The organism is Thermodesulfatator autotrophicus (assembly GCF_001642325.1).
GTDB lineage: Bacteria > Desulfobacterota > Thermodesulfobacteria > Thermodesulfobacteriales > Thermodesulfatatoraceae > Thermodesulfatator > Thermodesulfatator autotrophicus.
In genome coordinates this window covers 1-26,288 of sequence record NZ_LSFI01000043.1, presented here as the reverse complement: position 1 = coordinate 26,288, position 26,288 = coordinate 1, and the positions used below count along the sequence as shown (strand labels likewise).

The 26,288-nt window shown below is 42.0% G+C and carries 28 protein-coding genes; 6 read left to right on the top strand and 22 right to left on the bottom strand.

Going from position 1 to position 26,288, the window contains the following annotated elements:
- Positions 1-797: prepilin peptidase (locus TH606_RS08990; RefSeq protein WP_068543102.1), on the bottom strand; the 797-nt coding region annotated here is incomplete at its 3' end.
- Positions 775-1,164 (bottom strand): PilZ domain-containing protein, encoded by a 390-nt coding sequence (locus TH606_RS08985; protein ID WP_068543100.1) that lies wholly within the window; start codon positions 1,162-1,164, stop codon positions 775-777. The genes TH606_RS08985 and TH606_RS08990, both read right to left, overlap by 23 nt.
- Positions 1,165-1,230: 66 nt before the next feature.
- Between TH606_RS08985 and TH606_RS08980 the strand changes: the two genes are divergently transcribed.
- The gene (locus TH606_RS08980) at positions 1,231-2,550 is read left to right on the top strand and encodes an MBL fold metallo-hydrolase (protein WP_068543097.1); all 1,320 of its coding nucleotides are present in this window, start codon (positions 1,231-1,233) and stop codon (positions 2,548-2,550) included.
- Here TH606_RS08980 and TH606_RS08975 read toward each other — a convergent pair.
- Genes TH606_RS08975 through TH606_RS08965 form a run of 3 tightly spaced genes read right to left on the bottom strand, consistent with a single transcriptional unit; the run spans position 2,528 to position 6,328 of the window.
- Positions 2,528-3,637, bottom strand: a complete 1,110-nt coding sequence (locus tag TH606_RS08975) for a THUMP domain-containing class I SAM-dependent RNA methyltransferase (protein ID WP_068543095.1) — start codon at positions 3,635-3,637, stop codon at positions 2,528-2,530. The two genes, TH606_RS08980 and TH606_RS08975, sit on opposite strands and share 23 nt — an antisense overlap.
- Positions 3,638-3,642: 5 nt before the next feature.
- On the bottom strand, positions 3,643-5,466 hold the full coding sequence (locus tag TH606_RS08970) for a hypothetical protein (RefSeq protein ID WP_068543093.1): 1,824 nt from the start codon (positions 5,464-5,466) through the stop codon (positions 3,643-3,645).
- A gap of 1 nt (position 5,467) precedes the next feature.
- Positions 5,468-6,328 (bottom strand): AAA family ATPase, encoded by an 861-nt coding sequence (locus tag TH606_RS08965; RefSeq protein ID WP_068543091.1) that lies wholly within the window; start codon positions 6,326-6,328, stop codon positions 5,468-5,470.
- An 89-nt stretch (positions 6,329-6,417) separates the two neighbouring features.
- Between TH606_RS08965 and yihA the strand changes: the two genes are divergently transcribed.
- The gene (yihA, locus tag TH606_RS08960; protein ID WP_068543089.1) at positions 6,418-7,005 is read left to right on the top strand and encodes a ribosome biogenesis GTP-binding protein YihA/YsxC; all 588 of its coding nucleotides are present in this window, start codon (positions 6,418-6,420) and stop codon (positions 7,003-7,005) included.
- Positions 7,006-7,035: 30 nt separating this feature from the next.
- Here yihA and nrfD (TH606_RS08955) read toward each other — a convergent pair whose 3' ends face one another.
- From nrfD (TH606_RS08955) to alr, 11 genes are all read right to left on the bottom strand, one after another.
- On the bottom strand, positions 7,036-8,220 hold the full coding sequence (gene nrfD, locus TH606_RS08955; protein ID WP_068543087.1) for an NrfD/PsrC family molybdoenzyme membrane anchor subunit: 1,185 nt from the start codon (positions 8,218-8,220) through the stop codon (positions 7,036-7,038).
- 276 nt (positions 8,221-8,496) lie between these two features.
- Positions 8,497-8,817, bottom strand: a complete 321-nt coding sequence (locus tag TH606_RS08950) for a MerR family transcriptional regulator (RefSeq protein ID WP_068543085.1) — start codon at positions 8,815-8,817, stop codon at positions 8,497-8,499.
- Between the two features lie 57 nt (positions 8,818-8,874).
- The gene (nrfD, locus tag TH606_RS08945) at positions 8,875-10,065 is read right to left on the bottom strand and encodes an NrfD/PsrC family molybdoenzyme membrane anchor subunit (RefSeq protein ID WP_068543083.1); all 1,191 of its coding nucleotides are present in this window, start codon (positions 10,063-10,065) and stop codon (positions 8,875-8,877) included.
- 11 nt (positions 10,066-10,076) lie between these two features.
- Complete coding sequence (locus TH606_RS08940; protein ID WP_068543081.1) at positions 10,077-10,283, bottom strand: hypothetical protein; 207 nt, start codon at positions 10,281-10,283, stop codon at positions 10,077-10,079.
- Between the two features lie 366 nt (positions 10,284-10,649).
- Complete coding sequence (locus TH606_RS08935) at positions 10,650-12,677, bottom strand: sigma 54-interacting transcriptional regulator (protein WP_082863592.1); 2,028 nt, start codon at positions 12,675-12,677, stop codon at positions 10,650-10,652.
- Positions 12,678-12,765: 88 nt separating this feature from the next.
- Complete coding sequence (locus TH606_RS08930; RefSeq protein ID WP_068543079.1) at positions 12,766-13,158, bottom strand: cytochrome c3 family protein; 393 nt, start codon at positions 13,156-13,158, stop codon at positions 12,766-12,768.
- Positions 13,159-13,173: 15 nt separating this feature from the next.
- Positions 13,174-13,944, bottom strand: a complete 771-nt coding sequence (locus TH606_RS08925; protein WP_068543077.1) for a 4Fe-4S dicluster domain-containing protein — start codon at positions 13,942-13,944, stop codon at positions 13,174-13,176.
- 66 nt (positions 13,945-14,010) lie between these two features.
- Positions 14,011-14,391, bottom strand: a complete 381-nt coding sequence (locus tag TH606_RS08920; protein ID WP_068543075.1) for a cytochrome c3 family protein — start codon at positions 14,389-14,391, stop codon at positions 14,011-14,013.
- A 180-nt stretch (positions 14,392-14,571) separates the two neighbouring features.
- Positions 14,572-15,285 (bottom strand): twin-arginine translocase subunit TatC, encoded by a 714-nt coding sequence (tatC, locus tag TH606_RS08915; RefSeq protein ID WP_068543073.1) that lies wholly within the window; start codon positions 15,283-15,285, stop codon positions 14,572-14,574.
- Positions 15,269-15,607, bottom strand: coding sequence for a Sec-independent protein translocase protein TatB (tatB, locus tag TH606_RS08910; protein ID WP_068543071.1), 339 nt, complete (start codon positions 15,605-15,607; stop codon positions 15,269-15,271). The genes tatC and tatB overlap by 17 nt, the downstream gene beginning before the upstream one ends.
- A gap of 10 nt (positions 15,608-15,617) precedes the next feature.
- Positions 15,618-16,703, bottom strand: coding sequence for an alanine racemase (alr, locus tag TH606_RS08905; protein WP_269451055.1), 1,086 nt, complete (start codon positions 16,701-16,703; stop codon positions 15,618-15,620).
- 152 nt (positions 16,704-16,855) lie between these two features.
- Here alr and TH606_RS08900 point away from each other — a divergent pair, with 152 nt between their 5' ends.
- From TH606_RS08900 to TH606_RS08885, 4 genes are all read left to right on the top strand, one after another.
- Complete coding sequence (locus TH606_RS08900; protein WP_068543067.1) at positions 16,856-17,620, top strand: ABC transporter ATP-binding protein; 765 nt, start codon at positions 16,856-16,858, stop codon at positions 17,618-17,620.
- Positions 17,584-18,765 carry a SufB/SufD family protein gene (locus TH606_RS08895; RefSeq protein WP_068543064.1) on the top strand — a complete coding sequence of 394 codons (1,182 nt, stop codon included), beginning with the start codon at positions 17,584-17,586 and terminating at the stop codon, positions 18,763-18,765. The genes TH606_RS08900 and TH606_RS08895 overlap by 37 nt, the downstream gene beginning before the upstream one ends.
- A 249-nt stretch (positions 18,766-19,014) precedes the next feature.
- Positions 19,015-21,006 (top strand): acetate--CoA ligase, encoded by a 1,992-nt coding sequence (acs, locus tag TH606_RS08890; RefSeq protein ID WP_068543062.1) that lies wholly within the window; start codon positions 19,015-19,017, stop codon positions 21,004-21,006.
- Between the two features lie 252 nt (positions 21,007-21,258).
- Positions 21,259-22,143: a restriction endonuclease gene (locus TH606_RS08885; RefSeq protein WP_197460544.1), complete on the top strand. Its 885-nt coding sequence runs from the start codon at positions 21,259-21,261 to the stop codon at positions 22,141-22,143.
- A gap of 61 nt (positions 22,144-22,204) precedes the next feature.
- On the opposite strand, the gene rimM is transcribed toward TH606_RS08885, so the two are convergent.
- The 6 genes from rimM to TH606_RS08855 all read right to left on the bottom strand — a co-directional run bounded on the left by rimM (position 22,205) and on the right by TH606_RS08855 (position 26,223).
- Positions 22,205-22,750, bottom strand: a complete 546-nt coding sequence (rimM, locus tag TH606_RS08880) for a ribosome maturation factor RimM (protein ID WP_269451054.1) — start codon at positions 22,748-22,750, stop codon at positions 22,205-22,207.
- 2 nt (positions 22,751-22,752) lie between these two features.
- Positions 22,753-22,992: a KH domain-containing protein gene (locus tag TH606_RS08875; RefSeq protein WP_013907852.1), complete on the bottom strand. Its 240-nt coding sequence runs from the start codon at positions 22,990-22,992 to the stop codon at positions 22,753-22,755.
- 65 nt (positions 22,993-23,057) lie between these two features.
- Positions 23,058-23,303, bottom strand: coding sequence for a 30S ribosomal protein S16 (rpsP, locus tag TH606_RS08870; protein WP_068543056.1), 246 nt, complete (start codon positions 23,301-23,303; stop codon positions 23,058-23,060).
- Positions 23,304-23,340: 37 nt separating this feature from the next.
- Positions 23,341-24,669: a signal recognition particle protein gene (ffh, locus tag TH606_RS08865; RefSeq protein WP_068543054.1), complete on the bottom strand. Its 1,329-nt coding sequence runs from the start codon at positions 24,667-24,669 to the stop codon at positions 23,341-23,343.
- 47 nt (positions 24,670-24,716) lie between these two features.
- A complete protein-coding gene (locus TH606_RS08860; RefSeq protein ID WP_231887769.1) occupies positions 24,717-25,535 on the bottom strand; it encodes a M48 family metallopeptidase in 819 nt (272 codons plus the stop codon).
- Entirely contained in the window at positions 25,528-26,223 is a 696-nt protein-coding gene (locus tag TH606_RS08855; RefSeq protein WP_068543050.1) for an anaerobic ribonucleoside-triphosphate reductase activating protein, read from the bottom strand. The genes TH606_RS08860 and TH606_RS08855 overlap by 8 nt, the downstream gene beginning before the upstream one ends.
- Between the last annotated feature and the right edge of the window lie 65 nt (positions 26,224-26,288).

Sequence of the window (26,288 nt, the reverse complement as noted above, 5' to 3'; positions counted from 1 at the left end):
CCTGCGGACACAGTTGACGAAACACTATGGGAAAAGGGTTCTAGATATGAAGCAAAGAAGAGATAAACTATGGCTCCCAGCGAAAGAAAAGGGCCAAAAGGGATGGCAAAAGTGCGCTTATCTTTGGCTTTTTGCCACAGGGCAGCCGCTATGCCAATTACAGCACCTACTAAAGAAGCCAGAAATAGAACAGGGATAAGGCTTTTTACTCCCAAAAAAGCCCCTATCATAGCCAAAAGCTTTAAATCTCCTCCGCCAAGCCCTTCCCTCTTGGTGAAAAAATAATAAAATTCCGCAAGGAGATACAGCCCCCCAGCTCCACAAAGAGCGCCAAGCAGGGCATCTATAGGTGTCGTAAGGGGGTTGTATAGGGAAAAGAAAAGTCCTACGAGAATGCCAGGAAGGCTTATTTCATCGGGAATTATCTGGTATTCCAGGTCTATAATACTTGCTACCCATAATCCAGCCACCATAAAGAAAAAGCCAAGATAAGCTGGTGTTAAACCAAAACGCAAATAGACTAGCACCGAGAGAAAAGCGGTAATTAACTCTACTAAAGGATAACGCCAGGAAATAGGTTTTCCACAGTATCGGCAATGGCCTTTTAATAGAAGAAAACTCAAAATAGGGATATTGTCATACCATTTAATAGGGGTTTTACAGTGAGGACAATGAGAGCCAGGTCTTATTACCGATTCTTCTTTGGGAAGCCGATAAGCACAAACATTTAAGAAACTCCCTACCAGAGCTCCCAAAATAAAAACGGCTGTAATTTCAACTAGAGCTATTTCCTGCATTAATACTCTTATCGGCTATTTCCTGGTAAAGATTACGGGCTTCTTCAAGTATAGGCAAAATTTTTACGAACTTGGCGTAAACCCGATGGAGCCCGTCGTGGAAGCGGAGAAATTCTATTCCCATACCAACTCTATCCGGGGTACCGTGATGTCTCACAATCCCTTCTATGGGAATAGGCCCCACACATGGAAGAGAAATAATAAGAGTAATTTTTTTCCCTATAGGTATAAGATTTTTGGGAAGAGTTTCTATAAAACAACCTGTAAGTGATAAGTCGCAAAGATAGAGTGAAAGATTTTTTTCATCGATATATACTGGGAGTTGACAACAATATCTAGGACTTCTTCGCCTATCTACTAAAAACATACAAACTCCTTTGGAATGTTTTTAGGTTATGATATTCGTAAATAATAAGAAAATAAAGGAAAATCTATGGGCAGTCTAACTTTTATAGGAGCCTGTGGTACGGTCACTGGAAGTGCCTATCTCCTTGAAAGTAAGGGCAAAAAAATCCTTATTGATTGTGGCCTTTACCAGGAAGAAGACTTCCTGGCTTATAATCGCTCTTTCCCTTTTGAACCCAAAGAAATTGACTACGTTATCTTGACCCATGCCCATCTTGACCACTCAGGAAGGCTCCTTGAACTTGTGCGCGACGGCTTTCGTGGTGAAATACTTACCACTCAACCCACTATAGAGCTTTTAGATATCGTTTTAAATGACCGCCTTCACCTTGAACCACAAATAGGTCCCCGTAACCTGCCTGACAAAGTTCGTGAGCTTTGTTGGGCCTTTGAGTATGGCGAAATGGTAGATATCCCCGGCGATATTCACTTTCGTTTCCAGGACGCTGGGCATATTTTAGGAGCAGCTAACGTGGAGCTCTGGTGTGAAGGGAAAAAAATTGTTTTCTCAGGGGATATTGGCCGGCCGGGAACACCCATTATTAGAGACCCAACTCCAGTCAAAACAGCAGATTACGTAATAATGGAATCTACTTACGGTGGAAGAAAACATCCTCCTTTCTCTTTGGCCAAACGCCAGTTGAAGGCCATTGTAACCTCTGCCCAAAAAGAACGGGTGAGGGTCTTTATCCCTTCTTTTGCCATTGGGCGCACCCAGGAGCTTCTCTATTTTTTCAATGAGCTGGTAGAAGACGGTGAAATAAAACCTCTGCCAGTAATCGTTGATAGCCCTATGGCCCTCAAAGTTACCAAAGTTTATGCCCGCCACACTGAACTTTACGACGAAGAGGCCCTTAAAAGGTTGGAAAGAGGAGACAAAATTTTTTCTTTCCCTCTACTTTTTTCGGCCGCTTCACGAAAAGCTTCGCAGCGTATTGAAGAACTTTCCCCTCCCTACGTGGTAATTGCCGGCTCAGGCATGGTAACTGGTGGACGTATCATAGAGCACCTGAAAAGGCATCTCCCCTCTCGTAAAACCTTCGTTGTTTTTGTGGGCTATCAGGCCAAAGGAACACCAGGCCGTGCTATCCTTGAGCGTTTACCAAGGGTAAAGCTTAATCACAGCACTGTAGAAAACCGGGCCCGCATTTTCAGGATTGAGGCTTTTTCTGCCCACGCTGATCATAACGAACTGCTAATCTGGCTTGGCCACTTTCAGGAGAAGCCCAAACGGGTTTTCTTAACTCACGGTGAACCCAGGGCCAGAAGTAAACTACTTAAAGCCATCCGTGAAAAATATGGCCTAAAGGTTGAAGCTCCAGGCCTTAACCGGAAGTTTGTTTTTTAAACACATAGACTTTCTGCCCACCATGTTCAAAAAAGGCTATTCTTTCAAGCTTTAAGGGAAAGTCCACAGGAAGCTTTTTATCAGGATAAATCAAAGTTAAATTCCACGAGGAGAACTCTTTCTTGAAAAGATTTCTCAGTTTTTCAAAAGGGGAAATATCTTTTAGTCTTTTGCCAAAAGGCGGATTGGTTACCATGAAGCCTTTAGGGGCAGGTGGTTTTAAGCGAGAGACTTCTATTTTTTGGAAGTTAACCCAGGAGTTCACTCCTGCGGCTTCGGCGTTTTCCCGAGAGGCGGAAATGGCTTTTTCGCTAAAGTCGGTTCCTAAAATTAGCCCTTCGGGAGGATTTATCACATTTCTCGCCTTTTCTTTTAAGTTTTGCCAGAGTTCTTCATCAAAGTTTCGCCACTTTTCAAAAGCAAAACTTCGGTTAAGGCCAGGGGCCAGGTTGGCCGCATACATAGCGGCCTCAATCACAATGGTGCCTGTCCCGCAAAAGGGGTCAAGAAATGGCGCTTTTTTGTCCCAGCCAGAGAGCAAGATCAGGGCCGCGGCCAGGTTCTCCCGCAAAGGGGCTGGGCCTTTGGCTACTTTGTAGCCACGCTTAAAAAGGTCTCCCCCTGAAGAATCAACCCTTATAAGAACTTCGTCTTTAAAAAGCCTTACCACCAATAAAGGAGCTTTCTCTTCACGGCTTAGCTCTATTTCTCGTCCCAGTCTTAGAGAAATGGCTTTGAGTATGCGTTCAGCTACGGCTTTTGAATGATAAAGTTTTGAACGGTGGCAGGTAACCCGTATCTTTATAGCTTTTGCCGTAGATAAATAAATTTCCCATGGATAACGGGAGGCCTTTTCTATAAGTTCTTTGAAGCTAAAGGCCTTAAAACGACCTATTTTTAACAAAATCCGGCTGGCTGTCCGCAGCCACAGATTAGAAAGATAAACCTTTTCTAACGTGCCTTTAAAAGATACTCCGCCAGGAAGTGGTTCCCCTTCTATGCCTAATAAAGCAAGTTCACCTGAAAGTATTCTTTCTAAGCCGGGAGAACAAACAGCAAGAATTTCATAAATACTTCGCGAAGACAATTTTCTTAGTCACCTTCAATGTACTTGTGGGCGTAAAGGCGCACTTTATGCCCTTCAAGCACGTGAAAAGTCTGAATTTTTTTAAGCAAGGTGGGCGAAAATTGGCCAAGTGGTAGGTAAATTACCTTTTTTCCCTGGTGAGCAGCAAGGCGTTTGGCCAGCGAAGAGGGAGGCCTTCTGGCAATGTATACTACATACTTTTCAAGGGAATAATCAATAGCGGCTATAAGTAGGCGTTCGGCCTTTCCGCGGGCAAAGTCAAACAACGGGTCACTCCAGATGTCAAAAACCCGCATGGGAGGATAGGTGAGCATGAAACCACCGTAATAGCAGCGAGAAATCCCTGGCCCTATTACTACTTCACCGGCGCGCGTAGCGTAAAAGGCCATGTCTGATTCCTGGTTATGCTCACCGTGCCAGGTTAATTTCCAGGGGTAGCGTTCTTTGCCATCAGGAGCTTCGTCTTCGTCAAAAATAACCACCACTGATCCCACTTTACCGGTAACCGGCCTTTCTTCGCGAACGTAAAGACGCCCTTCATACCAGTTTCTTATGGTTTCTCTTAGGTCTATGCCGTCTTTAAGAGAACTGGTAAAAGGCTCAATGCGCCTTAAGTCTTCTGCAAGGACTCGCAAGGCCTTTTGCATTACATAACGCCCAAAGCCTTCCACCACGATGTCTTCCGGGGGAAAGGAACAAATATTTATTCCCTGCCAGGCCTTTTTCCATTCTCCTGGCCTTTTTTCAGTGGGCTTTTTCTTGACAGGTAATAAACGCTTGCGCCGCAATGGTTTTAACTTGCGGAAAAATTTAATTTTTTTGTGCGGTTTAAATAAGTCTTCAAGCTTAATCCTTATAGGACAAATTTCTGGACTTTCTGCTTGAAAGGGATAACGGGTGCCGATTTCCCAGAGTTCCCAGGCAAAGTCGTCGTTTACGCTTCCACGGGCTGCCACCAGAAGCTGGTAAAAATCAGGAGAAAGACGCCCTTCAGCCAGCGCGTAGTTTCTGGCAAACTGACTGAGAATTTTCAGGTGCCTTGGTGGAACTACTTCTTTATTTTTTTCTTCATACCGGGAAAGGGCCTCTTCTAGAAGCCTTTGTTGCAAAATAAGGCGGTCTAGTTTCAAACGGTTAGTGCGTTCTTTTTCGTAAATGCCCTGAAAATATCCTATTTCCGAGAGGACTTCTCGGCTTGAGACCTGGTCAAGGTGAAAGAGTAAAACGCCTTCGCGTTTGCGCCTGGCTAAAGGTTGGGCCAGGTCTTCCTTTAGGAATTCCTGGATAGCTTTTATATGAGCTAGCCCTCCTACAAAAACAATAGAACGATATCTCTGGGACAGCTGTTTCAAGTTATAGGCAATTGTCTTTTCACGGTGAAGGTCAAGAGGGTCTTTGGGAAAGTTAATCTTTAAGGCCTCTTCAATAAACTTTTTGTAACCTACCCTGAATACGGCGTAAGGGTCAGGGAAAACCTCTTTGTGTCCTTGATAGCCATCAAGGTCAAGGTCAACAAAGTGGACTGAAGAGCCTATCTCAAGGCCAGTGCGAATGGCTTCTACCAGAGGCTCCACTGGTTCTATCAACAGGTAAACGGTGGTGCCGTTTTTTTCTTTGTAAGAGACCACCGAAAGTAGCGGAAGCCTTTTTACTCCGCGCAAAATCTTTTCAGCCAGAGTTTCTGGATATTCCACCGCTACGGCTTGAGGCTTTATGTCCAGAAGATAATTTCTTACCTCCTGGGCAAACTCAAGTTTGCCGTGAAGTATGGGCAAAAAAACTATTTCACTCTGGCCTATGCTTACTCTGGGTAGCCCTGACTTTTCCATGTTACACAGGTCTTAACCGGGGGCCTTCTTTTTTGTTATCAGGCCAGAAGATAAGGGCTGTTTGCCCCAAAGTTTGGATAATGGCCTCTTTTAAGATTTCTTTTTTGTCAGCACCTTTGTCCGGGCCAGCCAGGCGTTTTAAAGCATAGCGGGCAATATTTACCCCGTCTCTTACCGAAAAAGACTCACCTGCTCGGTGAGCCAGTTGCAGGAAAGAAACCACATAGTGAAGGATATCTTTGTCGGCAAAGGGGAGATTGGCCTTAAGCATTTCGTATTCTTCTTCAGCTTCGGGAAAGTCCACATAAATCTGGGGCTGGAGCCTTGAGTGAATGTATTCTGGCACTTCAAAGGTGGAAGCGTCTTCGTTCATGGTGACACAAATGCGGAAATCAGGATGAGCCTTTATCTTAATACCAGCCACAATGGACTCTACGTAACGGCGCGAGTCAAGGAGTGGAGCCAGTGAGGCCCAGCTTTTTTCACTCATGCGGTTGGCCTCGTCAATAATGGCCACGCCGCCTTTAATCATGGCGGTAACAATAGGGCTTGCCATGTAGCGAATGCGGCCTTCATCAGAGATTACCGGCGTAATAAGGAGGTCCTCAGGGCGGGTATCAACCGTGGCCTGAAAGATATATACATCACGGCCAAGTCTTTTGGCCGCGGCATAGGCAATGGTTGTTTTTCCTACGCCTGGCTTGCCAACCAGTCGTGGGTTAAGGGGCAGGTCTTTTTCGTCAATAATCATCCAGGCGGCTAATACCTGTTTTATGACCTCTTCCTGGCCCACGCAGATTAAATTCAGCTCGTCAGGATGGGCCAGGTGAAGGGTTACTCCATCTATTACACAAGTTTCCATGTCTATCACCTGTTTTAAAATTTTTTGACTGATGTGATTATAATCAATTATACCTTATTTGCAGATAGCTTCATCTTTTAGGAGAAGACATGAAGCCAAGGATAAAACAGGTGAAATTTGAAAAAAGTGCCTTTAAGCCCGAAGATTTGCCTGTCCCCAAACTGCCAGAAGTGGCCTTTTTAGGGCGTTCCAACGTAGGGAAGTCTTCCTTAATTAACGCTTTTTTGGGCCAAAAAAGGCTTGCCAGGGTATCTTCTACGCCAGGTTTTACTAAAGCTATAAACTTTTATCGGGTGGATCATAAGTTCTGGGTGGTTGATTTGCCGGGTTTTGGTTTTGCCAAGGTTTCGCCCAAGATGAGAGCCCAATGGAAAAAGCTTATTGAAACCTATCTATCTTCTCCTCGCTTAATAAAGCTTTTGGTCTTGATTTTTGACATTCGGCGAGAGCCAGATGAACTTGATTTTATGTTAATTGACTATGTAAAAGGGCTTGGCCGCAACTTTATCATAGTATTAAACAAAACAGACCGGGCTAAAAAAACCGAACTTCCCAAACTTAAAAAACGATATCTTGATAAACTCTCGCTTGAAGAAGAAAAAGTTTTTTTGTGTTCCTGTAAAACTAAAGAAGGTCTTGAACCTATAAAACAAAAAATTTGGGAAAACATCGGCTAAAGGGCACGCCAGGGCGTGCCCCTTATGGTCTTAGTGTTCGTCTAAATGGCCTTTAAAAAGGCGTTCACCCATAAAAAAGAGCATTCCACACAAGCCAAATCCTCCAAGGACTACCAGCCATTCTAGGAAAGTGGGGCTATAGGAGTAAAGGTGAGGCATATCTACAATCTGAAATCCATGGTAGTGAGGAATAAGCTGGCCTAAAACAACCAAATCATAACGCATGACAAAGATAGCCAGCAAAGCCAATCCAGAAACAATGGCCATGGCTGGAATATTTCGGGCTTTAACCGCTAGAATTACTATAAAGGGCAACACTAAACCCAGGCCAACTTCAAAGAACCAGAAATTAAAGGCAAAAGGCCCGGCAATTAAAGCCATGGTGGCTTCATATTTTCCAGGAGGATGTCCTGCCAGGCCGGCTAAAATCTTCCAGGTGGTGAAAAACATGACAATGGCCAGCAATAAAGCGTAGATTTTTCCGGTCACTTGAAGGGCCTTTTCCATCTTTTGGTCCATCTGCCAGCCATTAACTTTGTAAGCAAGCCAGGTGAAAAAGATAATAGCCGCCCCTCCGCTCATCATGGCTGAGGCAATGAAATAGATAGGCATGTAAGGGCCGTGCCAGAACTCTTTAGCACCAACTAGACCAAAAACTGCTCCCAGATTACTGTGAGCCGCTACACCAGCAATAACACCCATAAGGCCTGCTAAGCCGGCCTTGCGATGATGCCCTAGTTTTAAAAGGGCAAATTCCACCAGCATAAAAAACAGATATGCTCCGTAGAGGGTTCCCATCCACCAGATGTTAGAAGTTGGGTTAGGAGAAATGATGTTATAGATGGCCATGCGCCAGGGGTTTTCCAGTTCAAAAGCAATTACCGCAAAACCAGCAATTATGGTTGCAATAGCCAGGAATACACTTCGGCTGGCAATAGGCATAAGGCTTTGCACCCCAAAAACATGGCCAATAGAAGAAGTCAAACAAAGGCCAGTTGAGGTAACCACGAAAAATACATAAGTGGAAATGAGTATTCCCCAAGGGACTTCTCTGGTTATACCGTAAACATGTTCGTGGCCAGCAATAAAACTATAAATACCAACAGCTGTGCCTACTGCAAACAACAACCCAAAAAGAAAAGCCAACCAGACATTAGTTTTACTGGGAATAATAACTAATTCTCTACCAATTGCTGCTTCTCTTGCTTCTGCCATAATACCCTCCTAAGCTTTTAAAAAACTTGATGTTTAAATACAAAAATTTTTAAGATTTTAATAAAATCTTACAATAGTTAATGTCAAGTAAAATTGGAAGTGAAATTTTAACAAAAATTTTAACAGAGATTATCCTAAAAGATATATCAAGGAATAACAGAAAATCTTGACAATAAAATTGTCAAGATTTATTGACAATACCTATATACAAGGCGAGACATCATGGCAGGCAAGCTTGAAAGGCTTTACATAAAATAAAAAAATCAGTAGTTCTATCTATTGTTCAGTTTCATCTTTTCTTACTACTGAAAGATAAGCTGTACACCTGTTTCTCACTTCAGGGGGGCAATCCACTATGCTCCAGCAGGGGGCATATTTTAGGAGTTCTTTGACTCCAGCAAGATTTAAGCCTTTTTCGTGAATCATTTTGCGCAGGCAATTAATCCACTGGATATTGTCCATGGAATAGTAGCGTCTGCTCCCGCGGCGGACCGGCCTGATTAGGCCTTCTTTTTCGTAAATACGCAAAGTTCTGGGGTGCACTTCCAATATTTTTGCGGCTACACCTATGGAAAAAATAGCTTCATTTTTTTTCATTTTGGGCCTCCTTTCTAAAATATTTGGAGAAGGGGGGGCCAATCCCCCTCCTGTTTTTTAGTGTTCTCTGCTTTCAAATACTCCAGCAAAATAGCGCTCACCGATTAAGAACCCTGTAACTAAAAGGCTAGCTCCACCCATGATCATCAAAAGTTCAAATATAGAGGGCGAATAGCTCAAATATTTGGGAATCCCTTCAAATAAGCCATGATAAGGATGAACAATTTGACCAGCCACTACCAGGTCATATCTCTGGAAAAACGCACCAATCAAAGTAATAAGAGAGGCCAAAAACATGGCATGGATATTTCTTAAACCACCGAACACCAAGATGATGATAGGGAACACCAGGCCTAAAGCTATTTCAAAAAACCAGAAATTAAAGGCCAGAGGTCCGTTTAAGAGAGCCAGGGCTGCCAGGCGGCCTTTATCAGAGCCACCAGTAAAAATCGCCAGAAAACGCCAGATAGTAGCCAGGGAGACGGCTATCAAGAAAAGCAGAAGGACTTTCCCAGCGGCAGAAGTGGCTTTTTGCATAGCCTCGTCCATAGCTTTTTGACGCACCTCGTAAGCAATGTAGTTAAAGAAAATAAGAGCGGCAGCACCAGTCATAAGGGCAGAGGTTATAAAATAAATTGGTAACTGGGCACCATACCAGAAAGGTCTGGCTGCTATTAAGGCAAAGACGGCTCCAAGGTTGGTATTGGCGGCTATTTCTGTCAAAGCCCCTAATAATCCTAAAGCAAAAGCCAGGGCATAACGTTTTGAAAGAATTAAGACAAACTCTAGTAGCATAAAGGCCACACACGCACCGTAAAGAGCACCCATCCACATTATGTTAGAAGTGGGATTAGGAGTTATGGCCATCCAGAACATGCGCCAGGGATTCTCCAGTTCCAAGCCAATGATTAGAAAAGCGGCTAGGATGGCAAAAATAGAGAGATAAAGCGACCTGTTTGAAAGGGGAAGAAGTGAAGTTCCGCCAAAAAGATGCCCTAGAACCGAAAGGATACAAAGCCCGGTGGACATGATGGCAAAATAGATGTAACCAGAGATTAAAATTCCCCAAGGAATTTCCCGGGTGGTATTACAAATGTGGTGATGTCCTACTATTAATCCATAGACACCTGCAGCTACTCCTATCAATGTTAAGAAGAGAAAAAGAAAAGTTAAAAGTGTAATTCTCGGAGTAGCAAAGGAAAGGTCAACTTGAAAAGGTTTAAGTGTTTCTATTTTGGTTTCGGCCATAACTTACCTCCTTATTTTTGTTTTTCTTCAATCCATTTGGGAATGGAAAAAGTGGCAAAAAAGGCGGGTATAGCGGCAAAGGGGCCTAAAGCCAAAAACATAAGGAAACAGAAAGCTCCCAAAATCCCTTCAGCCCAGCACCACCCTTCTTGAGCTTCATTGAGTTCCAAACTTTTCTTTTTTAAAAGCTGGGGTTTAATTGCTTGAATATTTTTCATTTTTCCACTCCTTAGGAGTTTAATGGCCAAAATTAGTGTTTATGCTTTTTTATAGCCAATTAAGTTTTAAATTTTTGAAAAAGTCTCTTTTATCTTTTCTTGTAAGTATTTAATTTTCATTTTCTTGTAATGCATTTGTTATGCCAACTTGACAGTAAAGTATTCAAGTTATTGAATACCAACAGTTTTCAAGAAAAATGAACTAAAGTATAAGGAAGATTGAATTAGCTATGGCAGGGTGAATATGGCTTATTTTGCGCCTGTTCAAATAAATATGGGCGCAATTTGCACCCATATTTAGCTTTTCTTGACAATAAATATTTCAAATAAATTTGCAAATTATTTTAATCAGAAGTTTTTATAGGCTTATTTTGCGCCCATATTCTGAAGACCATATTTTTTAAGTTTTCGGCGGAGGGTATCTTTAGAAATGCCAAGTTCTCGGCAGGTGGCCATCTTGCGCCATTTATTTCGTTTTAAGGCCTGGAGAATAGCTTCTTTCTCTATTTCTTGAAGAGTCTTAGGAATAGAAAAAGAAGCTTTTTCTTCTGGTATGATTAAGGTATCTTTTTTTAGATAATCTGGGAGATGTTCTGGGTATATAAGACCTTCCTTGCACACTATAAAACAGTATTCAATTATATTTTCTAGTTCTCTTACGTTTCCTGGAAAATCATAGTCCATCAAAATTTTTAAGGCGTCTTCAGAAATACCTATTATCTCTTTTCCTTTACTGGCTCTAAATTTTTTAATGAAATGCTCGGCCAAAAGAGGTATATCTTCTCGTCTTTCTCTCAAGGGCGGGAGATGAATTCTGACTACATTAATGCGGTAGTAAAGATCTTGGCGAAAACGTCCTTCTTTAACTAATATTTCTAAATCTTGATTAGTAGCGGCAATTATGCGTACATCTACCTTTTCTGGTTTAGAAGCCCCCAAAGGTTCAAATTCTTTCGTTTCTATAGCTCTCAAAAGTTTAGCCTGGAGAGGAAGAGGAATTTCACCTATTTCATCCAAAAATAATGTTCCGCCATTAGCCAGGGCAAAGCGTCCAGGCTTATCCTTTTTGGCATCAGTAAAAGCTCCAGCTTTGTAACCAAACAGTTCACTTTCAAGGAGAGTGTCAGGAATGGCAGCGCAATTGACAGTTACAAAAGGCCCTTTTTTACGAGGGGATAGGTCGTGAATAGCCCTGGCAAAAATATCTTTGCCAGTCCCTGATTCCCCGGTGATAAGTACAGTGCTTTCACTTTCGGCAATATCAGGCAAGACCTTGAAAATGCGGTCAATCAAAGGACTTTTAGATATAATGTCACAAAGTTTATAAGACTTGTTAAGTTCTTTTCGTAAAATACAGATTTCGCTTAAGTCTCTTACGGTTTCAACCGCTCCTATAAGTCTCCCTAGAGGGTCTTTAATAGGGGAAACGGTAATAGAAACGGGGATTCTTCTACCTGTTTTATGTATAAAATATGCTTGTTTATTAAATATTCTTTTATTTTCTTTTATAACTTGGACAACAGGACATTCACTTTGGCATAAACTGCTTTTGAAGATTTCGTAACAGGGTTTTCCTAAAGCCTCTTTTAAGGAATATCCCGTTATTTTTTCTAGAGCGGGGTTATATGAAGTTATAATGAAGTGCTTATCAACGGAAAAAACTCCATCTCCTATGCTTTCAAGAATAGACTGCATTTGCAAATCAAAAGTAATATCTCTAAATATTTCTAAGGCGCCAAGTAACTTTTGGCCTATAAATATCGGACTAGTTATAATTTCTGCTGGAAACTGGGTACCATCTTTCTTAGTTAAGAAGATTCCATATTTTTTTATGGTAGTTTTTTTCTCACAGCTTTGCTTAATTAAGCAATAATTATTGCATACACTAGACTTTAAAATTTCTTTGCATGATTTGCCTAGAACTTCTTCTATGCTAAAGTCTGTTAAGTTTTCCGCTTTTTTATTAAAGTAAATAATTTTAAAATCTTTGTTTACTACAAAAAGAGCTTCTGCAAGATTATTTAAAATAGTGTTTGACAAACTAAAAGGAAATCCTTTATTTAAACATATAATATTAAATCCTTTAGAAGGAGATAAAAAAAAGCTAATATATATAAAAGCCTCTTCAACGTTTTGGAGATGAACGGGAACTTTCATTACTTCTTTACCAGAAGAAATTTTCTCTTTTAAGCAGTCACATACTGTTTTATCAATTATTTTAGTTAATACCTTATAACAGGGTATATTTTTAACTTCTTCTCTTTTTACTCTTAAAAGTTTTTCAGCAAAGTAGTTTATATATACTATACGAAGGTCTTTGTCGGTAATAATTATTCCTTCTTGAATAATGTCTAATAAATCAGCTATAAACTCTGGATAAATGTTTTGGTTCATGAATATATTTTAAAATTTTTTTAATAAAAATTGAACCAAAAAAGGAAGGAAATGTAAAGTCAAAGAAGGGGAGTTTTCTCCCCTTCTTCTAGTGGGAGGTTTTTCTTTCTTGCCGTTTAAGCCTTTGCCAGCCTAAAACTCCTATGTGGCAGGTGGTGCATTTTTTGTCAGAGGCAAAAGCACTTTCTCCGTCGTGGCAGGCTCCACAATATTTGCCATTATATAGGGCTTCCATGTTGAAATCTTCGTTCTCTTCGGCCGTACCAGTAGCCATTTCAAAAACATCTTCATGGCAATCTTCGCAGCTAAGCCCTGCTTCTTCCACGTGAAATTTATGGTCAAAAATTACAGCTTTTACTGGTTTAGTAAAAATTATGGGCTCTTGGGGATATTCTTCTTCATCTTCCTGTCCCCAAAGAGGTTTACTTGCCAAAAAACAGAACAGAATTAGAGGAATAAACAATAAAAACCAGCGATTCATATAAGCCTCCTAGAATTATCCTAAGCCCTCAATAGTATAAAAAACATTGGGTTTTGCTCCTGTTTCTGGCCTTAATACCCAGATTACTCGGGCCGGGTCATAAACTATTTGATAGACTTTGCTCTTGGGGTCGGCAAGGTCTCCAAATATACGTACTCCCGCTGGACAAGCCTCAGCGCAAGCAGTAATTTTTCCTCCTTTAGAAAGCCTTGATTCCCAACAAAAATCACACTTATCAACCGCTCTTCGCTCTTCATTAAAGTAGCGCATATCGTAAGGACAAGCCGTCATACAGGTTTTACAACCTATACACTTTTTAGGAATCATTTTTACGATGCCTGTTTTTGGATCTTTTACCGTGGCCTTAGTTGGGCAAACCCTAACACAAGGAGGAATGTTGCACTGGTTACAAAGAACTGGCATAAATTGTCGTACGTAACCTTCAGGCCCTTTAATCTTTCTTTCAAAGATGCGGGTGCGCCAGCCATAAGGGGGAACGTGGTTGGTCCGTACACAGGCTTCCATACAAAGTTCACAATCCACACAGCGGTCTGTAATTAAAACCATAGCGTAGTGAGGTTTGTAAGGAAAGGTGCCCACATAAGCAGGGGGGATGGCTTGCGCTTTTTCAAGTTTAGATGCTACCGAAAGAATCGTTCCGCCAGCAAATACTCCTGTAACTTTAAGGCCCATTTTTAGAAAGGACCGCCGTTCTTCAAGGGGTATGGTGTCAACTCCTTCGTTTTTCAAAGAGGCTAACCACTTACCAAATTTTTTGAGGTCCATATTTCATCTCCTCTGGGGAAACTCTTGAGAAAGGCGGATATCTTTAAGATATCCGCCTTTCAAAGTTTATTTCTTTACGTGACATTCTTTACATTTGGTAGGAGCTTTAGGGTGTTTATCTTTAACTGCTTTATGACAGCTTTTACAGTTTTTGTGCATGGCCTTTTTCACGCTATTTAACTTTTTATTTTCCATATTCTTGTTGTGGCAATCGGCACATTTCTGAATTTTCATACCTTCTTTGTAAGGGCTATGGTCTTTGCCGTGATGACACTCACCACATTTGATTCCATAATCTTTCTGGTGTTTTGAATGGTTAAAAGTTACTGCTCCTTTTTTGCCGCCTTCAAAAGTAATAACTTCTGGGCCATTTTCTCCACAAACGGCGTAACTGTAAAAAGCTAGCCCTAATACAAGCCCCAAAATTCCTCCTAAAACCTTTTTCATAAAAACCTCCTTTTTTCTTTTTGCTGTTGGAGCTTAGTTTGATTTTTATTGATCGTCAAAAATCGTTTTGGAGCGAAAAAACCTTTTTTCGGTGAAAATAGGGCCTAATATTTTGTTGTTACAAAAAATTTACTTTCTTTAACAGAATTTTAAATAGTTTTGATTTTATCTATTTATTTCTTAGAAGATTCTGGACAGAAGATATCCACTTTCTAAAAGAACATAAAAGCAGCAAGCAATAATAATTTGAGCTACAATGTCTCCTGGGGAGAGGAAAAGCGCCAAAGCATAAGCCACACCCAAAAGGTAAAGAATGCGCCTTTTCCCTCCGTAAGCGGGCAAAATTCCCACTTTGACCAGAAGGGCTGTAAATAGAGGTATTTGAGAAAGTATGGCCGCAAAAAGGAGCCCCTTGCCTAAAAAGGCTAAATAACTCTGGATTCTCAAAAGAGGGGTAAAATTAGTGTACCCCAGGCCCAAAATTACTTTTAAAAATGAGGGAAAAATAAGAAAATAAGTAAGAGCCAGAGAAGCTAAGCAAAAAATAGTGCCCAAAAAAAGTGTTTTTGAAAAGAACTTTTTTTCATGGGGGAAAAGGGCAGGAGAGAGAAAGCGCCAGGCCTGGAAAACCAAAAAAGGTATAGAGAGAGCTAAAGCCATAAAAAAAGTGCTTTTTAAAGCGGCCATAATAGCTTCGGGCAAGGAAGTAAAAACCAAGTCTAACTTTTGGTCAGGGAAAGCCTTTTCGTAAGGCCATAAAAATAAGGGGGTTAAACGGTGAAACTGGGTAAAAAGGATTATCCAGGCGAAAAAAAGAAAACCCAAAAAAAACAGCAAGCGGCGTCTAAGCTCTTCAAAGTGGGTTAAAAAAGTTATTTTAGCCCGTTGAGTCATCTTTTGATTGTTCTTTTTCTAAAGGTTTCGGAGAAGAAGGATTTTCTGCGCCTTTTTCTTTTTTATTTAAGGTATTGAAAGGGTCTGGTTCCAGGGGAGTGTAAACCTTTTCAAGGAGTTCTCTTTTTACTTTTTCTATTTCGGCCTTGCTTTCTTCAATTTCATCTGCTCCTAATTCCTTTTTTAACTCGTCGGCTGCTTTGCGAAACTCAAAAAAAACCCTGGCTACCGAACGTGCAGCTTCTGGCAGGCGTTCTGGACCTAATACTATTAACGCTACTACAAAAATAACCACCAATTCAGGAAAGCCTATACCAAACATGTCTTAATCCTTAATCAAGATAAATTCTAAAACTACCCTTTCCCAAAAGACAAAACAACTCATAAGGTATAGTCCCTGCTCGAGAAGCCAGTTCTTCAGGGGGAACCTCTCTTTTGGCGCCACCAAGCAAGATAAGTTCATCGCCAGGAGAAATATCAAGTCCAGTAACATCAAACATTATAACGCGCATGGAAACAGCGCCTACTAGAGGCACTCTCTTCCCTTTTACCCAGGCAAAACCCTGATTACTTAAACTGCGCAAATATCCATCAGCGTATCCAACTGGCACCAGAGCAACTTTCATATCCTTGGAGGCTTTAAAAATAGGGCCGTAGCCTATACCCTGACCAGCCTTAACTTTTTTTACACTTAAAATTCGGGCCTTGGCCGTCATTACGGGCTCTAGTTTTACAGGAGAGGTTTGTGGTTCAAAGGGATAAGCCCCGTAAAGGGCAATTCCTGGACGAACCAAGTTGTAGTGAGTGGCTTTGTCAAGCATTAAAGCTGCTGAGTTTGCCAGGTGAAAGAAACGCGGCTTAACCCTGATTTTTTTTATTTTCTCAATACATTCAGCAAAGGTCTTTTTTTGCTCAATGGTAATTTCTTTATATGGTTTTTCTCCACAGGCCAGGTGAGACATAACTCCTTCTAGACGTAACTGAGGATTTTCCTGAATAATATAAAGAGCCTTTTCTAATTCTTCTGGTAATAGGCCGAATCGGCCCATGCCTGTATCTATTTTCAAATGAAAAGGAAAGACCTTGCTGGTTTTACGAGAAAAAGCCGCTAAAAGTCCTAACTGATATAAATCCACCACTGTTGGTATGATTTTTAATCTGGCTATTTCTTGAAGCCACGGGGTTTCAAAACCACTTAATAAAATTATAGGAAGGGCAAGGCCAGCTTCTCTCAAACGTAAAGCTTCTTCCAGGTCAGAGAGGCCAAATCCATAAATGCCCTCTGAAGCGAGAGTTCTCGCCACAGGTAAAAGCCCATGTCCGTAGGCCTCACTTTTAATTACTGGAAGAAAATTAACCTCTGGCTTGGTGAGGCTTTTAAGCTTCCTAATATTAGCTCTAAGGGCTGAAAGGTTAATTTCAAGCCAGAATGACCAGCGAATAAGACCCCCCTAAAATTTTTTTACTTGATTTACTTCATATTTATGCATTTACTACTTGCGGTAAAGGGTTAAAATTATTACTATACTAAAAAGATAGGAATTTAAGAAATCTTATAAGGTGGTAAGTTATGGCGCAAAAACCAATGCTTGAAGTGAAAGACCTTTGGGTAGAAGTAGAAGGTAGGGAAGTTCTCAAAGGGGTGAGCTTGACCATCCCGGTAGGGGAGACGCACATTCTTTTTGGCCGCAATGGTTCTGGTAAAACTTCTTTATTGATGACTATTATGGGCTTTCCTCAATATCAGGTGCGTCATGGAAAAATAATTTTTAAGGGTGAAGATGTGACCAATCTTCCTCCTTATGAGCGGGCCAGGCGAGGAATAGGTATTATGTTTCAGCGACCACCCAGTATAAAAGGGGTAAAACTGCGAGAACTCCTTGAACTCTGTGCTAAAGAGAACGGGTATCGTATCCAGGAGCTGGCACAGGAGTTTGGTTTTGAAAAGTTTTTAGACCGAGAAGTAAATCTTGGTTTTTCAGGTGGAGAACTTAAAAAGAGTGAGCTTCTTCAGCTTTTAATTCAAAATCCAGATTTAGCCTTAATTGACGAGCCTGAATCTGGAGTTGATGTGGAAAATATTGAAGTTATCGGCCGCATGATCAGGCGTTTGCTGGAAAAAGAAACACACCGTCCACGCAAAAAAAGCGGCTTAATTATTACCCATACAGGTTTTATTCTCCAATACGTCCCGGCTGATCGGGGCTACGTTATGCTTGACGGTAAAATTTATTGTCAGGGTAACCCTCAGGAAATTTTTGAAGGAATACAAAAACACGGTTATGAGGAGTGTTTAAAATGTCTGAAAAGAATGGAAACCCAGTTGAACGTTTAAACTTAGAAGAGTTTATACCAGCAAAAAAGGTAACACCACCAAAGTCGCTTGATGAGCTTTCTCCTGAAGAGATTGAACGTCTAAGAGAAGTAGGGATTGATATAAAAGCAGAAGATAAATTGGGTCTCTTTGTGCAGGCTGATTGTGGAGTGGTTTCTTGTAGTTGTGTGCCTAAAGGTATAGAGCTTCTCCCTATTACTGAGGCCTTGAAGAAGTATGACTGGCTGCGTGAAAATTACTTCTGGAAGGCAGTTCCTCCTGATAAAGACGAATTCACTAAAATAACTGCCGAAGACCTGGATAACGGCTACTTTATACGTGTAATGCCAGGTGAAAAGGTCATCTATCCTCTGCAAACCTGTCTCTATATTCGTACTGACAAAGTAGCCCAGCGTGTACATAATATCGTTATTGTGGAAGAAGGGGCTGAGCTTCATATTATTACAGGCTGCACTACTAACCCTCATGTCACTTCTGGCCTTCACATTGGAGTTTCTGAGTTTTACGTAAAGAAAAATGCCAGGTTCAGTTACACCATGATTCACGAGTGGGGAGAAAATGTCCACGTGCGCCCGCGAACTGGTATTTGGGTAGAAGAAGGCGGGGTCATGATTTCTAATTACATTTCTCTTGACAAGGTGGGCTCAGTGCAATCTTATCCCACCTGTCGTCTGAAAGGCAAAGGGGCTGTAGGCCAATTTACTTCTATTATTGCTGCTCCTGAAGGGGCTCATCTTGATCTTGGTTCAAGGGTTGTTCTGGAAGCTCCTGAAACCCGGGCCGAGATAATTTCGCGCACGGTTTGCTACGGGGGTGAGGTCATTGCCCGTGGCCATCTCATCGGCAAAGCCCAGGAAATTAAAGCTCACCTTGAATGCCAGGGGCTTATGCTAACAGATAAAGGCTATATCCTGGCTATTCCTGAGCTTGAAGCCCACGTGGCCAATGTGGATATGTCCCACGAAGCGGCTGTTGGTAAAATCGCCCGTGAAGAAATTGAATACCTTATGGCCCGCGGCCTTGACGAAGAAGAAGCCACCAGTTTGGTTGTCCGTGGGTTTTTGAATGTAAGAATTGAAGGCCTTCCGGAAGAACTACAGGCCAAAATTGATAAGACCATTGAAGAAGCCAGAAAAGGTATGTAAACCAAAAGGCTCCTGGGGTTTACCTCGGGGGCCTTATTGCCCTGCCTGTCTAAACGGACCTACCAACTCAAACAAAATATATAGTTGTTTTATTTCATTCTGAAATTAAGATTTAGTTATCGTGATTTTCAATTTTCTTGAATTATAGAGCCTTTAGACTAAAAGTTTTTGAAAAAGAGTGGGTTCACATGTTCAACAAAATTTGCTAACAAATTTATCAACTTTACAAAAGATTGAAGGAGGGCTTATATGGCAGATCCGACCAAGATTGAAAGTGTCTTAAAGGAGGAACGCATTGTTTATCCTCCGCAGGAGGGGCGGGATGAGGCTTATATTAGCAGCAAATTTGATTACGAAGAAATCTATCGTTACTCTTTGAGCGACCCTGACGGCTTCTGGAGTGAACGGGCTAAAGAGCTTATCACCTGGTTCAAACTTTGGGACCGCACCTGTTATTGGGACTTCCATAAGCCAGAGATTCGCTGGTTTGAAGGTGGCAAACTAAATGCCTGCTATAACTGCGTTGACCGCCACCTTACCGATGAAACCCGCAATAAGGCTGCCATTATCTGGCAGGGAGAACCCGACGAAGAAGTAAAAGTTTATACCTATGAAATGCTTCACCGCGAGGTCTGCCGTTTTGCCAATGTCCTCAAAAAACTCGGCATAAAAAAGGGCGACCGCGTTTCCATTTATCTTCCCATGATTCCAGAGCTTCCCATTGTGATGCTGGCCTGTGCTCGTATTGGCGCTATCCACTCAGTGGTTTTTGGCGGCTTTTCAGCTGAAAGCTTGAAAACCCGTATTCAGGATTGCGAGGCCAAGCTCCTTATTACCGCTGATGGCTACTGGCGTTCTGGCCGCAAGATTCAGTCCAAAAAGAACGCCGATGAAGCCCTTAAAGATTGCCCCACAGTTGAAAAGTGCATCGTGGTAAAGAGGCTTGGTCTTGACATTAACTGGGTGGAAGGCCGCGATATCTGGTATCACGAAGCCATAAACGCTGAAGATATTTCTGACTGGTGTGAGTGTGAAGAAATGGACGCCGAAGACGTCCTCTTTATTCTTTATACCTCTGGTTCCACCGGAAAGCCCAAAGGGGTCTTTCACACCACTGGTGGCTATCTTGTTTACGTGGCTCATACCCTCCAGTGGGTCTTTGATTTGAAGCCTGAAGATATTTTCTGGTGCACCGCAGACATTGGCTGGATTACCGGCCATTCTTACATTGTTTACGGGCCTTTGAGCCTGGGGGCCACTCAAATTATGTATGAAGGTGTGCCCACCTATCCCCATCCCGGGCGCTTCTGGGAGCTCTGCCAGAAGTTCAAAGTAAACCTGTTTTATACTGCTCCTACGGTTATCAGGGCTTTGATGCGGGCAGGTGATGAATGGCCTCATAAATATGACTTATCAAGCTTAAGAATCCTAGGGTCTGTTGGTGAGCCCATTAACCCTGAAGCCTGGTGGTGGTATTATGAACACGTGGGCCGCAGACGTTGCCCTATTGTTGATACCTGGTGGCAGACAGAGACTGGTGGCTTTCTTATTTCTCCGCTACCTTATGCTATTCCCCAAAAGCCAGGTTCAGCTACTTTACCTTTGCCTGGAGTTGAGCCCATTATTCTCAAAGACGACGGCACCCCTGCTGATGTAAACGAGGGAGGCCACCTTTGCATGAAGCGTGCCTGGCCCGGTATGCTTCGTGGCGTATGGGGTGACCCAAAACGCTTCAAAGATGTTTATTTCAGCCGTTTCCCAGGCTATTACTACACTGGTGACGGTGCCCGCCGCGACGAAGACGGCTACTTTTGGATTATGGGCCGTCTTGACGACGTTATCAATGTTTCTGGTCACCGTCTTGGAACCATGGAGCTTGAGTCAGCCCTGGTGGCTCACCCGGCAGTGGCCGAAGCCGCTGTTATTGGTTATCCGCACGAAATTAAAGGTGAGGCTATCTATGCCTTTGTAATTCTCAAAGAAGGATATGAGCCCTCTGAAGAACTCCGTCAGGAACTCAAGCAGCACATGCGCAAAGTCATTGGGCCCATTGCTACGCCTGATTACATTCAGTTCGTTTCCGGCCTTCCCAAAACCCGTAGTGGAAAGATTATGCGCCGAATTTTGCGTAAAATCGTTGCCGGGCAGTACGAGGATCTTGGTGATACCTCAACCCTTGCTGATCCTTCCGTGATTGACGAACTGATTAAGGGAAGAGAAGAGTTGATGGGCAAAAAGTAGTTTGAAAAATTGCACCTTGTTTTTAAAAGGCGGGCCCAGCCCGCCTTTTTTGTTTTATTGCAGTTTATTTTATCCTATAATCAACAATTAGAGTTAATTTTTCTCTCACTGTAAGCAAAGTCATCAAATAATTTGGTTTCCCAAAAACTTGTTTTTAGAATGTCGTGGAGTTTATAGCTAAGTTTTGCATTGTAGGTTTGAAGTAGAGTTCCGAAAATATAATTGAAAATTTTATGAATAAGGAGATATCGGATGGCAATACCAGACTACCAAAGTTGCATGTTCCCTTTATTGGAATTTCTTAGTGACCAAAAAGAACATTCTCTTAGAGAAGCGGTAGATTATCTGGCCACCAGGTTTAATTTGACGGAGGATGAATTAAAACAATTATTCCCTACTACCCAACAGCCGATCTTTAATAATCGTGTAGCTTGGGCTCGAACCTACCTAAAACAAGCTGGCTTGATTGAAAAAACACGAAGAGGATATTTTAAGATAACTCAAAGAGGATTAGAAGTTTTGAAGCAAAAGCCTGAAAAAATAGATACAAAATTTCTAGAACAATTTAAAGAATTTAGAGATTTTAGACAACGTAGAAGGAAAAATAGCTCTGGAAAAACAATTTCTGGTTCTGGAGAAAAAACTCCCGAAGAGGTTCTTGAAGATGCTTATGAAAATTTACGAGAAAATCTAGCAAAAGAACTATTACAACAAATTAAAAAATGTCCACCGAGTTTATTTGAAAAGATAGTCGTTGATTTACTTGTCAGAATGGGCTATGGAGGCAGTAGAAAAGATGCTGGGCAGGCAATAGGTAAAACTAGAGATGAAGGGATAGACGGTATTATAAAAGAAGATAAACTTGGTCTAGATGTTATCTATATTCAAGCTAAAAGATGGGATAATACTGTTGGCCGTCCAGAGATCCAAAAGTTTGTAGGCGCTTTGCAAGCGCAGAGAGCTAAAAAAGGTGTTTTTATAACTACTTCTTCTTTTTCTAAAGAAGCTATTGAATATGTAGCTAAGATTGATACGAAAGTAATTCTTATAGATGGAGAACAACTTGCTCAATATATGGTAGATAATGATGTGGGTGTTTCAACTGTAGCGAAATATGAGATTAAAAATTGGATCTAGATTACTTTACAGATGAATAGAGATAATTGCTGTCTATTACATAAGCCAGATCAAAGAAACGTTATACCTCTACTCCCTGGCTTTCCAGTAAATCTGGAGTGAGAGTGACGTGGATTACGCCTTTTTCCAGGTCAATTTCAGAAATAATGTCTTCAATCATGGGAAGATAGATAGTCTTGCGAGGGGCTACTTTTATTTCCAGGAGTTCGTAAGGGCCAACCGGCATAAGACCAACTACTTCACCAAGCTCTTTACCATCTGGCAAAACAACCTTTAAGCCAACTAGTTCAAACACATAGAATTCGTCTTCTTCTTTGGGAGGGAGGTCTTCTATATTTACGAAAAGCTCTTCATCGTGAAGGCTTTCGGCAGCATTTCTATCGTCTATGCCTTTAAATTTGATTAAAAATCCTTCTCCCGGAGCCTGACGAATACCTTCTGGCTCAAGCAGGCCAAACTCATTTGGGGCAAGACGACGATAAAAACGCGAAATTTGCGTAATGATTTCAAAATTTAAAAGGGGATAGGGGAGGACCTTTACCTCCCCCTTCATTCCGTGTGCTCGCGCAACCTTCCCGATGGGAATTTTGCGGTCTTTACCAGCCAAGATTATTCAATAATTTCTAAGACCGCACGTTTGCGGAGCTTGGTTGAGGCGGCACTTAAGATAGTGCGCATAGCCCGGGCAGTACGCCCCTGTTTCCCGATGACCTTGCCAAGGTCTTCCTTGGCCACTTTAAGTTCAATAACTAAAGTCTGCTCCCCTTCAATTTCTTTCACCTGGACTGCGTCGGGATTGTCCACTAACGCTTTGGCAATGTTTTCGATTAACTCTTTGAGCTTTCCCATAATTAACCTCCTCTTGAACTTTCCTCAGCAGAAATATAGGTCTTTATCAACAGATACGCCACCCTTTAATTTAAAATTCCACTGCGCTTTAAAAGGGAACGCACCGTTTCTGTAGGTTTGGCCCCACGGTCAAGCCATTTTTTGACTTTTTCAGGGTCAACTTTAAATTCGTAAGGCTCTTTTAGAGGGTCGTAGTAACCTAAAACTTCTAAAAACTTACCATCTCGAGGAGCAGAAGCCTCTGCCGCTACTACCCGATAAAAAGGTCGATTACGACGCCCTTTGCGCATTAAGCGAATCCTTATAGCCACCTTCTTTCACCTCCTTGTTAAACTGAACTTAACATATTTACATGCCAAATAGATTTCGGGCAAGGGCCTGAAGCCCACCTTTTTTACGCATCTGTTTAAAAAGTTTTCTCATCTCTTCGTAGCTTTTGAGCAAGCGGTTTACGTCTTGTACTGTGGTGCCACTACCTTTGGCAATTCTACGCTTACGGCTGGCGTTTAAAATTTTAGGGTATCGGCGCTCTTGTGGAGTCATGGAGTTTAAAATGGCTTCCATGCGCACCAATTCTTTTTCGTCAAAGGGCATATCTTTTAGTTTGTTGCCAATGCCAGGTATAAGTTTGATGATACTTTCAAGAGAGCCCAGGCGTTTCATTTGACGAATCTGGTCACGCAGATCTTCAAGGGTAAAGGCATCTCTTTTAAGCTTTTTTTCAAGTTCTTTAGCTTTTTTTATGTCAAAGGCTTCCTGGGCCTTTTCAATTAGGGATAGTACATCTCCCATGCCCAGGATGCGAGAGGCCATGCGGTCAGGATGAAATACTTCAAGGGCGTCAAGCTTTTCCCCTACACCCAAAAACTTTATAGGGCAACCTGTTACCGCCCGAATAGAAAGAGCCGCACCTCCGCGGGCGTCACCTTCTACTTTGGTAAGCACCACGCCGGTTAAGCCTACTTTTTCGTGAAAGCTTTTGGCAATATTTACCGCGTCCTGACCAGTCATTGCATCTGCCACCAGAAGCACATCGCGAGGTTCAACGGCCTTTTTGATTTCTTCCACTTCGTTCATCATTTCCTCGTCAATATGAAGGCGGCCTGCCGTGTCAATAATAACTACGTCGTAACCCTTGGCCTTGGCTTCGGCCATGGCATGCTTGACAATATCCACAGGCTTCTGGTCAGGCTGCGTATCAAAACAGGCTACTCCGACCTGCCTGGCCAGGGTTTTTAGTTGGTCAATAGCCGCCGGACGATAAACGTCAGCTGGTACAAGAAAAGGCTTTAAATTTTTCTTTTTGAGGAACCTGGCCAGTTTGGCGGCAGTGGTAGTTTTACCAGAACCCTGCAACCCTACTAGAAGAATCGGTATGGGCTTTGGCCCGGAAAGATTTAAAGGAACAGCGGTTTCGCCTAAAGTATGAATTAGTTCTTCATGGACTATTTTTATAAGTTGCTGTGCAGGGGTAAGACTTTCCAGAACTTCTGCACCAAGGGCTCGTTCTTTAACGCGGTTTATAAAGTCTTTTACTACGCGGAAGTTGACATCAGCTTCAAGTAAGGCCAGACGCACTTCACGTAAGCCCTTCTCTACGTCAGAAGGGGTAAGTTTTCCACGCCCGCGTAGCTTTTTAAAAGTTGATTCCAGACGATCGCTTAAATTTTCAAACATTTTTCACACTTCGGCTTATTTTTCCAGAACTTTAACTTGAAAAGAAGTTATCGGCAATGAGGTTCGGGGATCTTTTCTCCTAAGCCGTATTTGGGATTAGCTTTTTCGTAGATAGGTAAAACTTTTGGTAGATAATTTTTAATAGCTTCAATGCGTCTTTCATCAGCCGGGTGGGTTGAAAGGAATTCCGGAATCTTTTTGCGGCCAGCAGCAACTTTACGCATCCTTTCCCAGAACCTTACCGCCTCGCGAGGGTCATAGCCAGCCTTAGCCATAAGATAAAGACCGATGGTGTCTGCCTCGTATTCCTGTTTGCGGCTATACGGAAGTATTACGCCGATGGTGGTTCCCAGGCCATAAGCAGCTAAAAAAAGCTCTCGGGTGCGGGGATTTTTAAAATCAAAAAGATGAGCTGCTAATGTTTCTCCAAAAGCAGCAACCATAGCAATACTCATACGCTCGGCCCCGTGACGGGCAATGGCATGGGCAATTTCATGGGCAAGAACGGTGGCTAATCCGGCTTCGTTTTCGGCTACAGGCAATATGCCAGTATAGACAAAAACCTTTCCGCCAGGAAGACAAAAGGCGTTTATAGTGTCTGGCTTGTCAATAACTTTAAATTCCCAGTCGTAGTGTTTACCTGAGGCCCTGGCGATTCTCATTCCCACTCTTTGAACCAGGGTACTTATAACTGGATCATTACATAATTTTTCTTTTTTAAGAATCTCTTCATAGGCCTTAAGCCCGAGTCGTACTTCTGTTTTCGGGTCTATAAGGATAAGCTGTTTGCGGCCTGTTACCGGAGCCGTAGCACAGCCATAAAGCAACCCCAATAAAACAAAAGCTAAAACTAGCTTTTTAGACATTTCGCAAAACCACCGGTACATTAACTTTTCCCTCCAGAAAAACTTTAAGACTTTTAAGTTCTTCTGGGCTATAAGCCCCTAAATCTATTTCGGGATTCAATTTTTCATATTCGTTCATAAAACGCTGAATGGCCACCCTTTCTGCTCCTTCCATAAAAGGAGCCAGTTTTTCAAGCTCATTATGAGAAATAAAGTAAGGTACCGCGGTTATTCTGATTTCAAAAGGGACATGCCCAGCTATTACAGAAAGGGTTTCTTCTATTTGGGCAAAATTTCCGCGTAGCTCCGGGTATCGCTCAGGGGCGGCCTTGAAATCAATAGCAATAAAATTAACCAGATTTTCTTTCAGAAGAGATTTTATCACTTCTGGCTTAGAGCCATTGGTGTCAAGCTTAATAGGCAAAGAGACTTCAGCTTTAATTCTTTCCATTAGAGACCTGAGAAGCCTTGGATGAAGAGTGGGCTCTCCACCAGTTATAACTACCCCTGAGATAAAGCCCTTTCTTTTCTGTATTTCTGCTAAAACTTCATCAATGCCTATTTCCGGGATATCTTTTAGCCTTTCAGGCAAAACTAGATCTACATTGTAACAAAAGGGACAGCGAAAATTACATCCACCAAAAAATATTACGGCAGAGATTTTGCCAGGATAGTCAACCAGGCTTGTTCCTCTAAATCCTTTAATCATGAGGCCATTTTAGCCTAAAAAAATTTTTTAGTAAGGGGGGTATTGACAGATTGTGGGAGGTGGTT

What these genes read in the sequence shown, in the direction of transcription:
- TH606_RS08985 (WP_068543100.1), bottom strand. Translation starts at nt 1,164, where the DNA reads ATGTTTTTAGTAGATAGGCGAAGAAGTCCTAGATATTGTTGTCAACTC.
- TH606_RS08980 (WP_068543097.1), top strand. Translation starts at nt 1,231, where the DNA reads ATGGGCAGTCTAACTTTTATAGGAGCCTGTGGTACGGTCACTGGAAGT.
- TH606_RS08970 (WP_068543093.1), bottom strand. Translation starts at nt 5,466, where the DNA reads ATGGAAAAGTCAGGGCTACCCAGAGTAAGCATAGGCCAGAGTGAAATA.
- TH606_RS08965 (WP_068543091.1), bottom strand. Translation starts at nt 6,328, where the DNA reads ATGGAAACTTGTGTAATAGATGGAGTAACCCTTCACCTGGCCCATCCT.
- yihA (WP_068543089.1), top strand. Translation starts at nt 6,418, where the DNA reads ATGAAGCCAAGGATAAAACAGGTGAAATTTGAAAAAAGTGCCTTTAAG.
- nrfD (WP_068543087.1), bottom strand. Translation starts at nt 8,220, where the DNA reads ATGGCAGAAGCAAGAGAAGCAGCAATTGGTAGAGAATTAGTTATTATT.
- TH606_RS08950 (WP_068543085.1), bottom strand. Translation starts at nt 8,817, where the DNA reads ATGAAAAAAAATGAAGCTATTTTTTCCATAGGTGTAGCCGCAAAAATA.
- nrfD (WP_068543083.1), bottom strand. Translation starts at nt 10,065, where the DNA reads ATGGCCGAAACCAAAATAGAAACACTTAAACCTTTTCAAGTTGACCTT.
- TH606_RS08940 (WP_068543081.1), bottom strand. Translation starts at nt 10,283, where the DNA reads ATGAAAAATATTCAAGCAATTAAACCCCAGCTTTTAAAAAAGAAAAGT.
- TH606_RS08935 (WP_082863592.1), bottom strand. Translation starts at nt 12,677, where the DNA reads ATGAACCAAAACATTTATCCAGAGTTTATAGCTGATTTATTAGACATT.
- TH606_RS08930 (WP_068543079.1), bottom strand. Translation starts at nt 13,158, where the DNA reads ATGAATCGCTGGTTTTTATTGTTTATTCCTCTAATTCTGTTCTGTTTT.
- TH606_RS08925 (WP_068543077.1), bottom strand. Translation starts at nt 13,944, where the DNA reads ATGGACCTCAAAAAATTTGGTAAGTGGTTAGCCTCTTTGAAAAACGAA.
- TH606_RS08920 (WP_068543075.1), bottom strand. Translation starts at nt 14,391, where the DNA reads ATGAAAAAGGTTTTAGGAGGAATTTTGGGGCTTGTATTAGGGCTAGCT.
- tatC (WP_068543073.1), bottom strand. Translation starts at nt 15,285, where the DNA reads ATGACTCAACGGGCTAAAATAACTTTTTTAACCCACTTTGAAGAGCTT.
- tatB (WP_068543071.1), bottom strand. Translation starts at nt 15,607, where the DNA reads ATGTTTGGTATAGGCTTTCCTGAATTGGTGGTTATTTTTGTAGTAGCG.
- TH606_RS08900 (WP_068543067.1), top strand. Translation starts at nt 16,856, where the DNA reads ATGGCGCAAAAACCAATGCTTGAAGTGAAAGACCTTTGGGTAGAAGTA.
- TH606_RS08895 (WP_068543064.1), top strand. Translation starts at nt 17,584, where the DNA reads ATGTCTGAAAAGAATGGAAACCCAGTTGAACGTTTAAACTTAGAAGAG.
- acs (WP_068543062.1), top strand. Translation starts at nt 19,015, where the DNA reads ATGGCAGATCCGACCAAGATTGAAAGTGTCTTAAAGGAGGAACGCATT.
- TH606_RS08885 (WP_197460544.1), top strand. Translation starts at nt 21,259, where the DNA reads ATGGCAATACCAGACTACCAAAGTTGCATGTTCCCTTTATTGGAATTT.
- TH606_RS08875 (WP_013907852.1), bottom strand. Translation starts at nt 22,992, where the DNA reads ATGGGAAAGCTCAAAGAGTTAATCGAAAACATTGCCAAAGCGTTAGTG.
- ffh (WP_068543054.1), bottom strand. Translation starts at nt 24,669, where the DNA reads ATGTTTGAAAATTTAAGCGATCGTCTGGAATCAACTTTTAAAAAGCTA.
- TH606_RS08860 (WP_231887769.1), bottom strand. Translation starts at nt 25,535, where the DNA reads ATGTCTAAAAAGCTAGTTTTAGCTTTTGTTTTATTGGGGTTGCTTTAT.
- TH606_RS08855 (WP_068543050.1), bottom strand. Translation starts at nt 26,223, where the DNA reads ATGATTAAAGGATTTAGAGGAACAAGCCTGGTTGACTATCCTGGCAAA.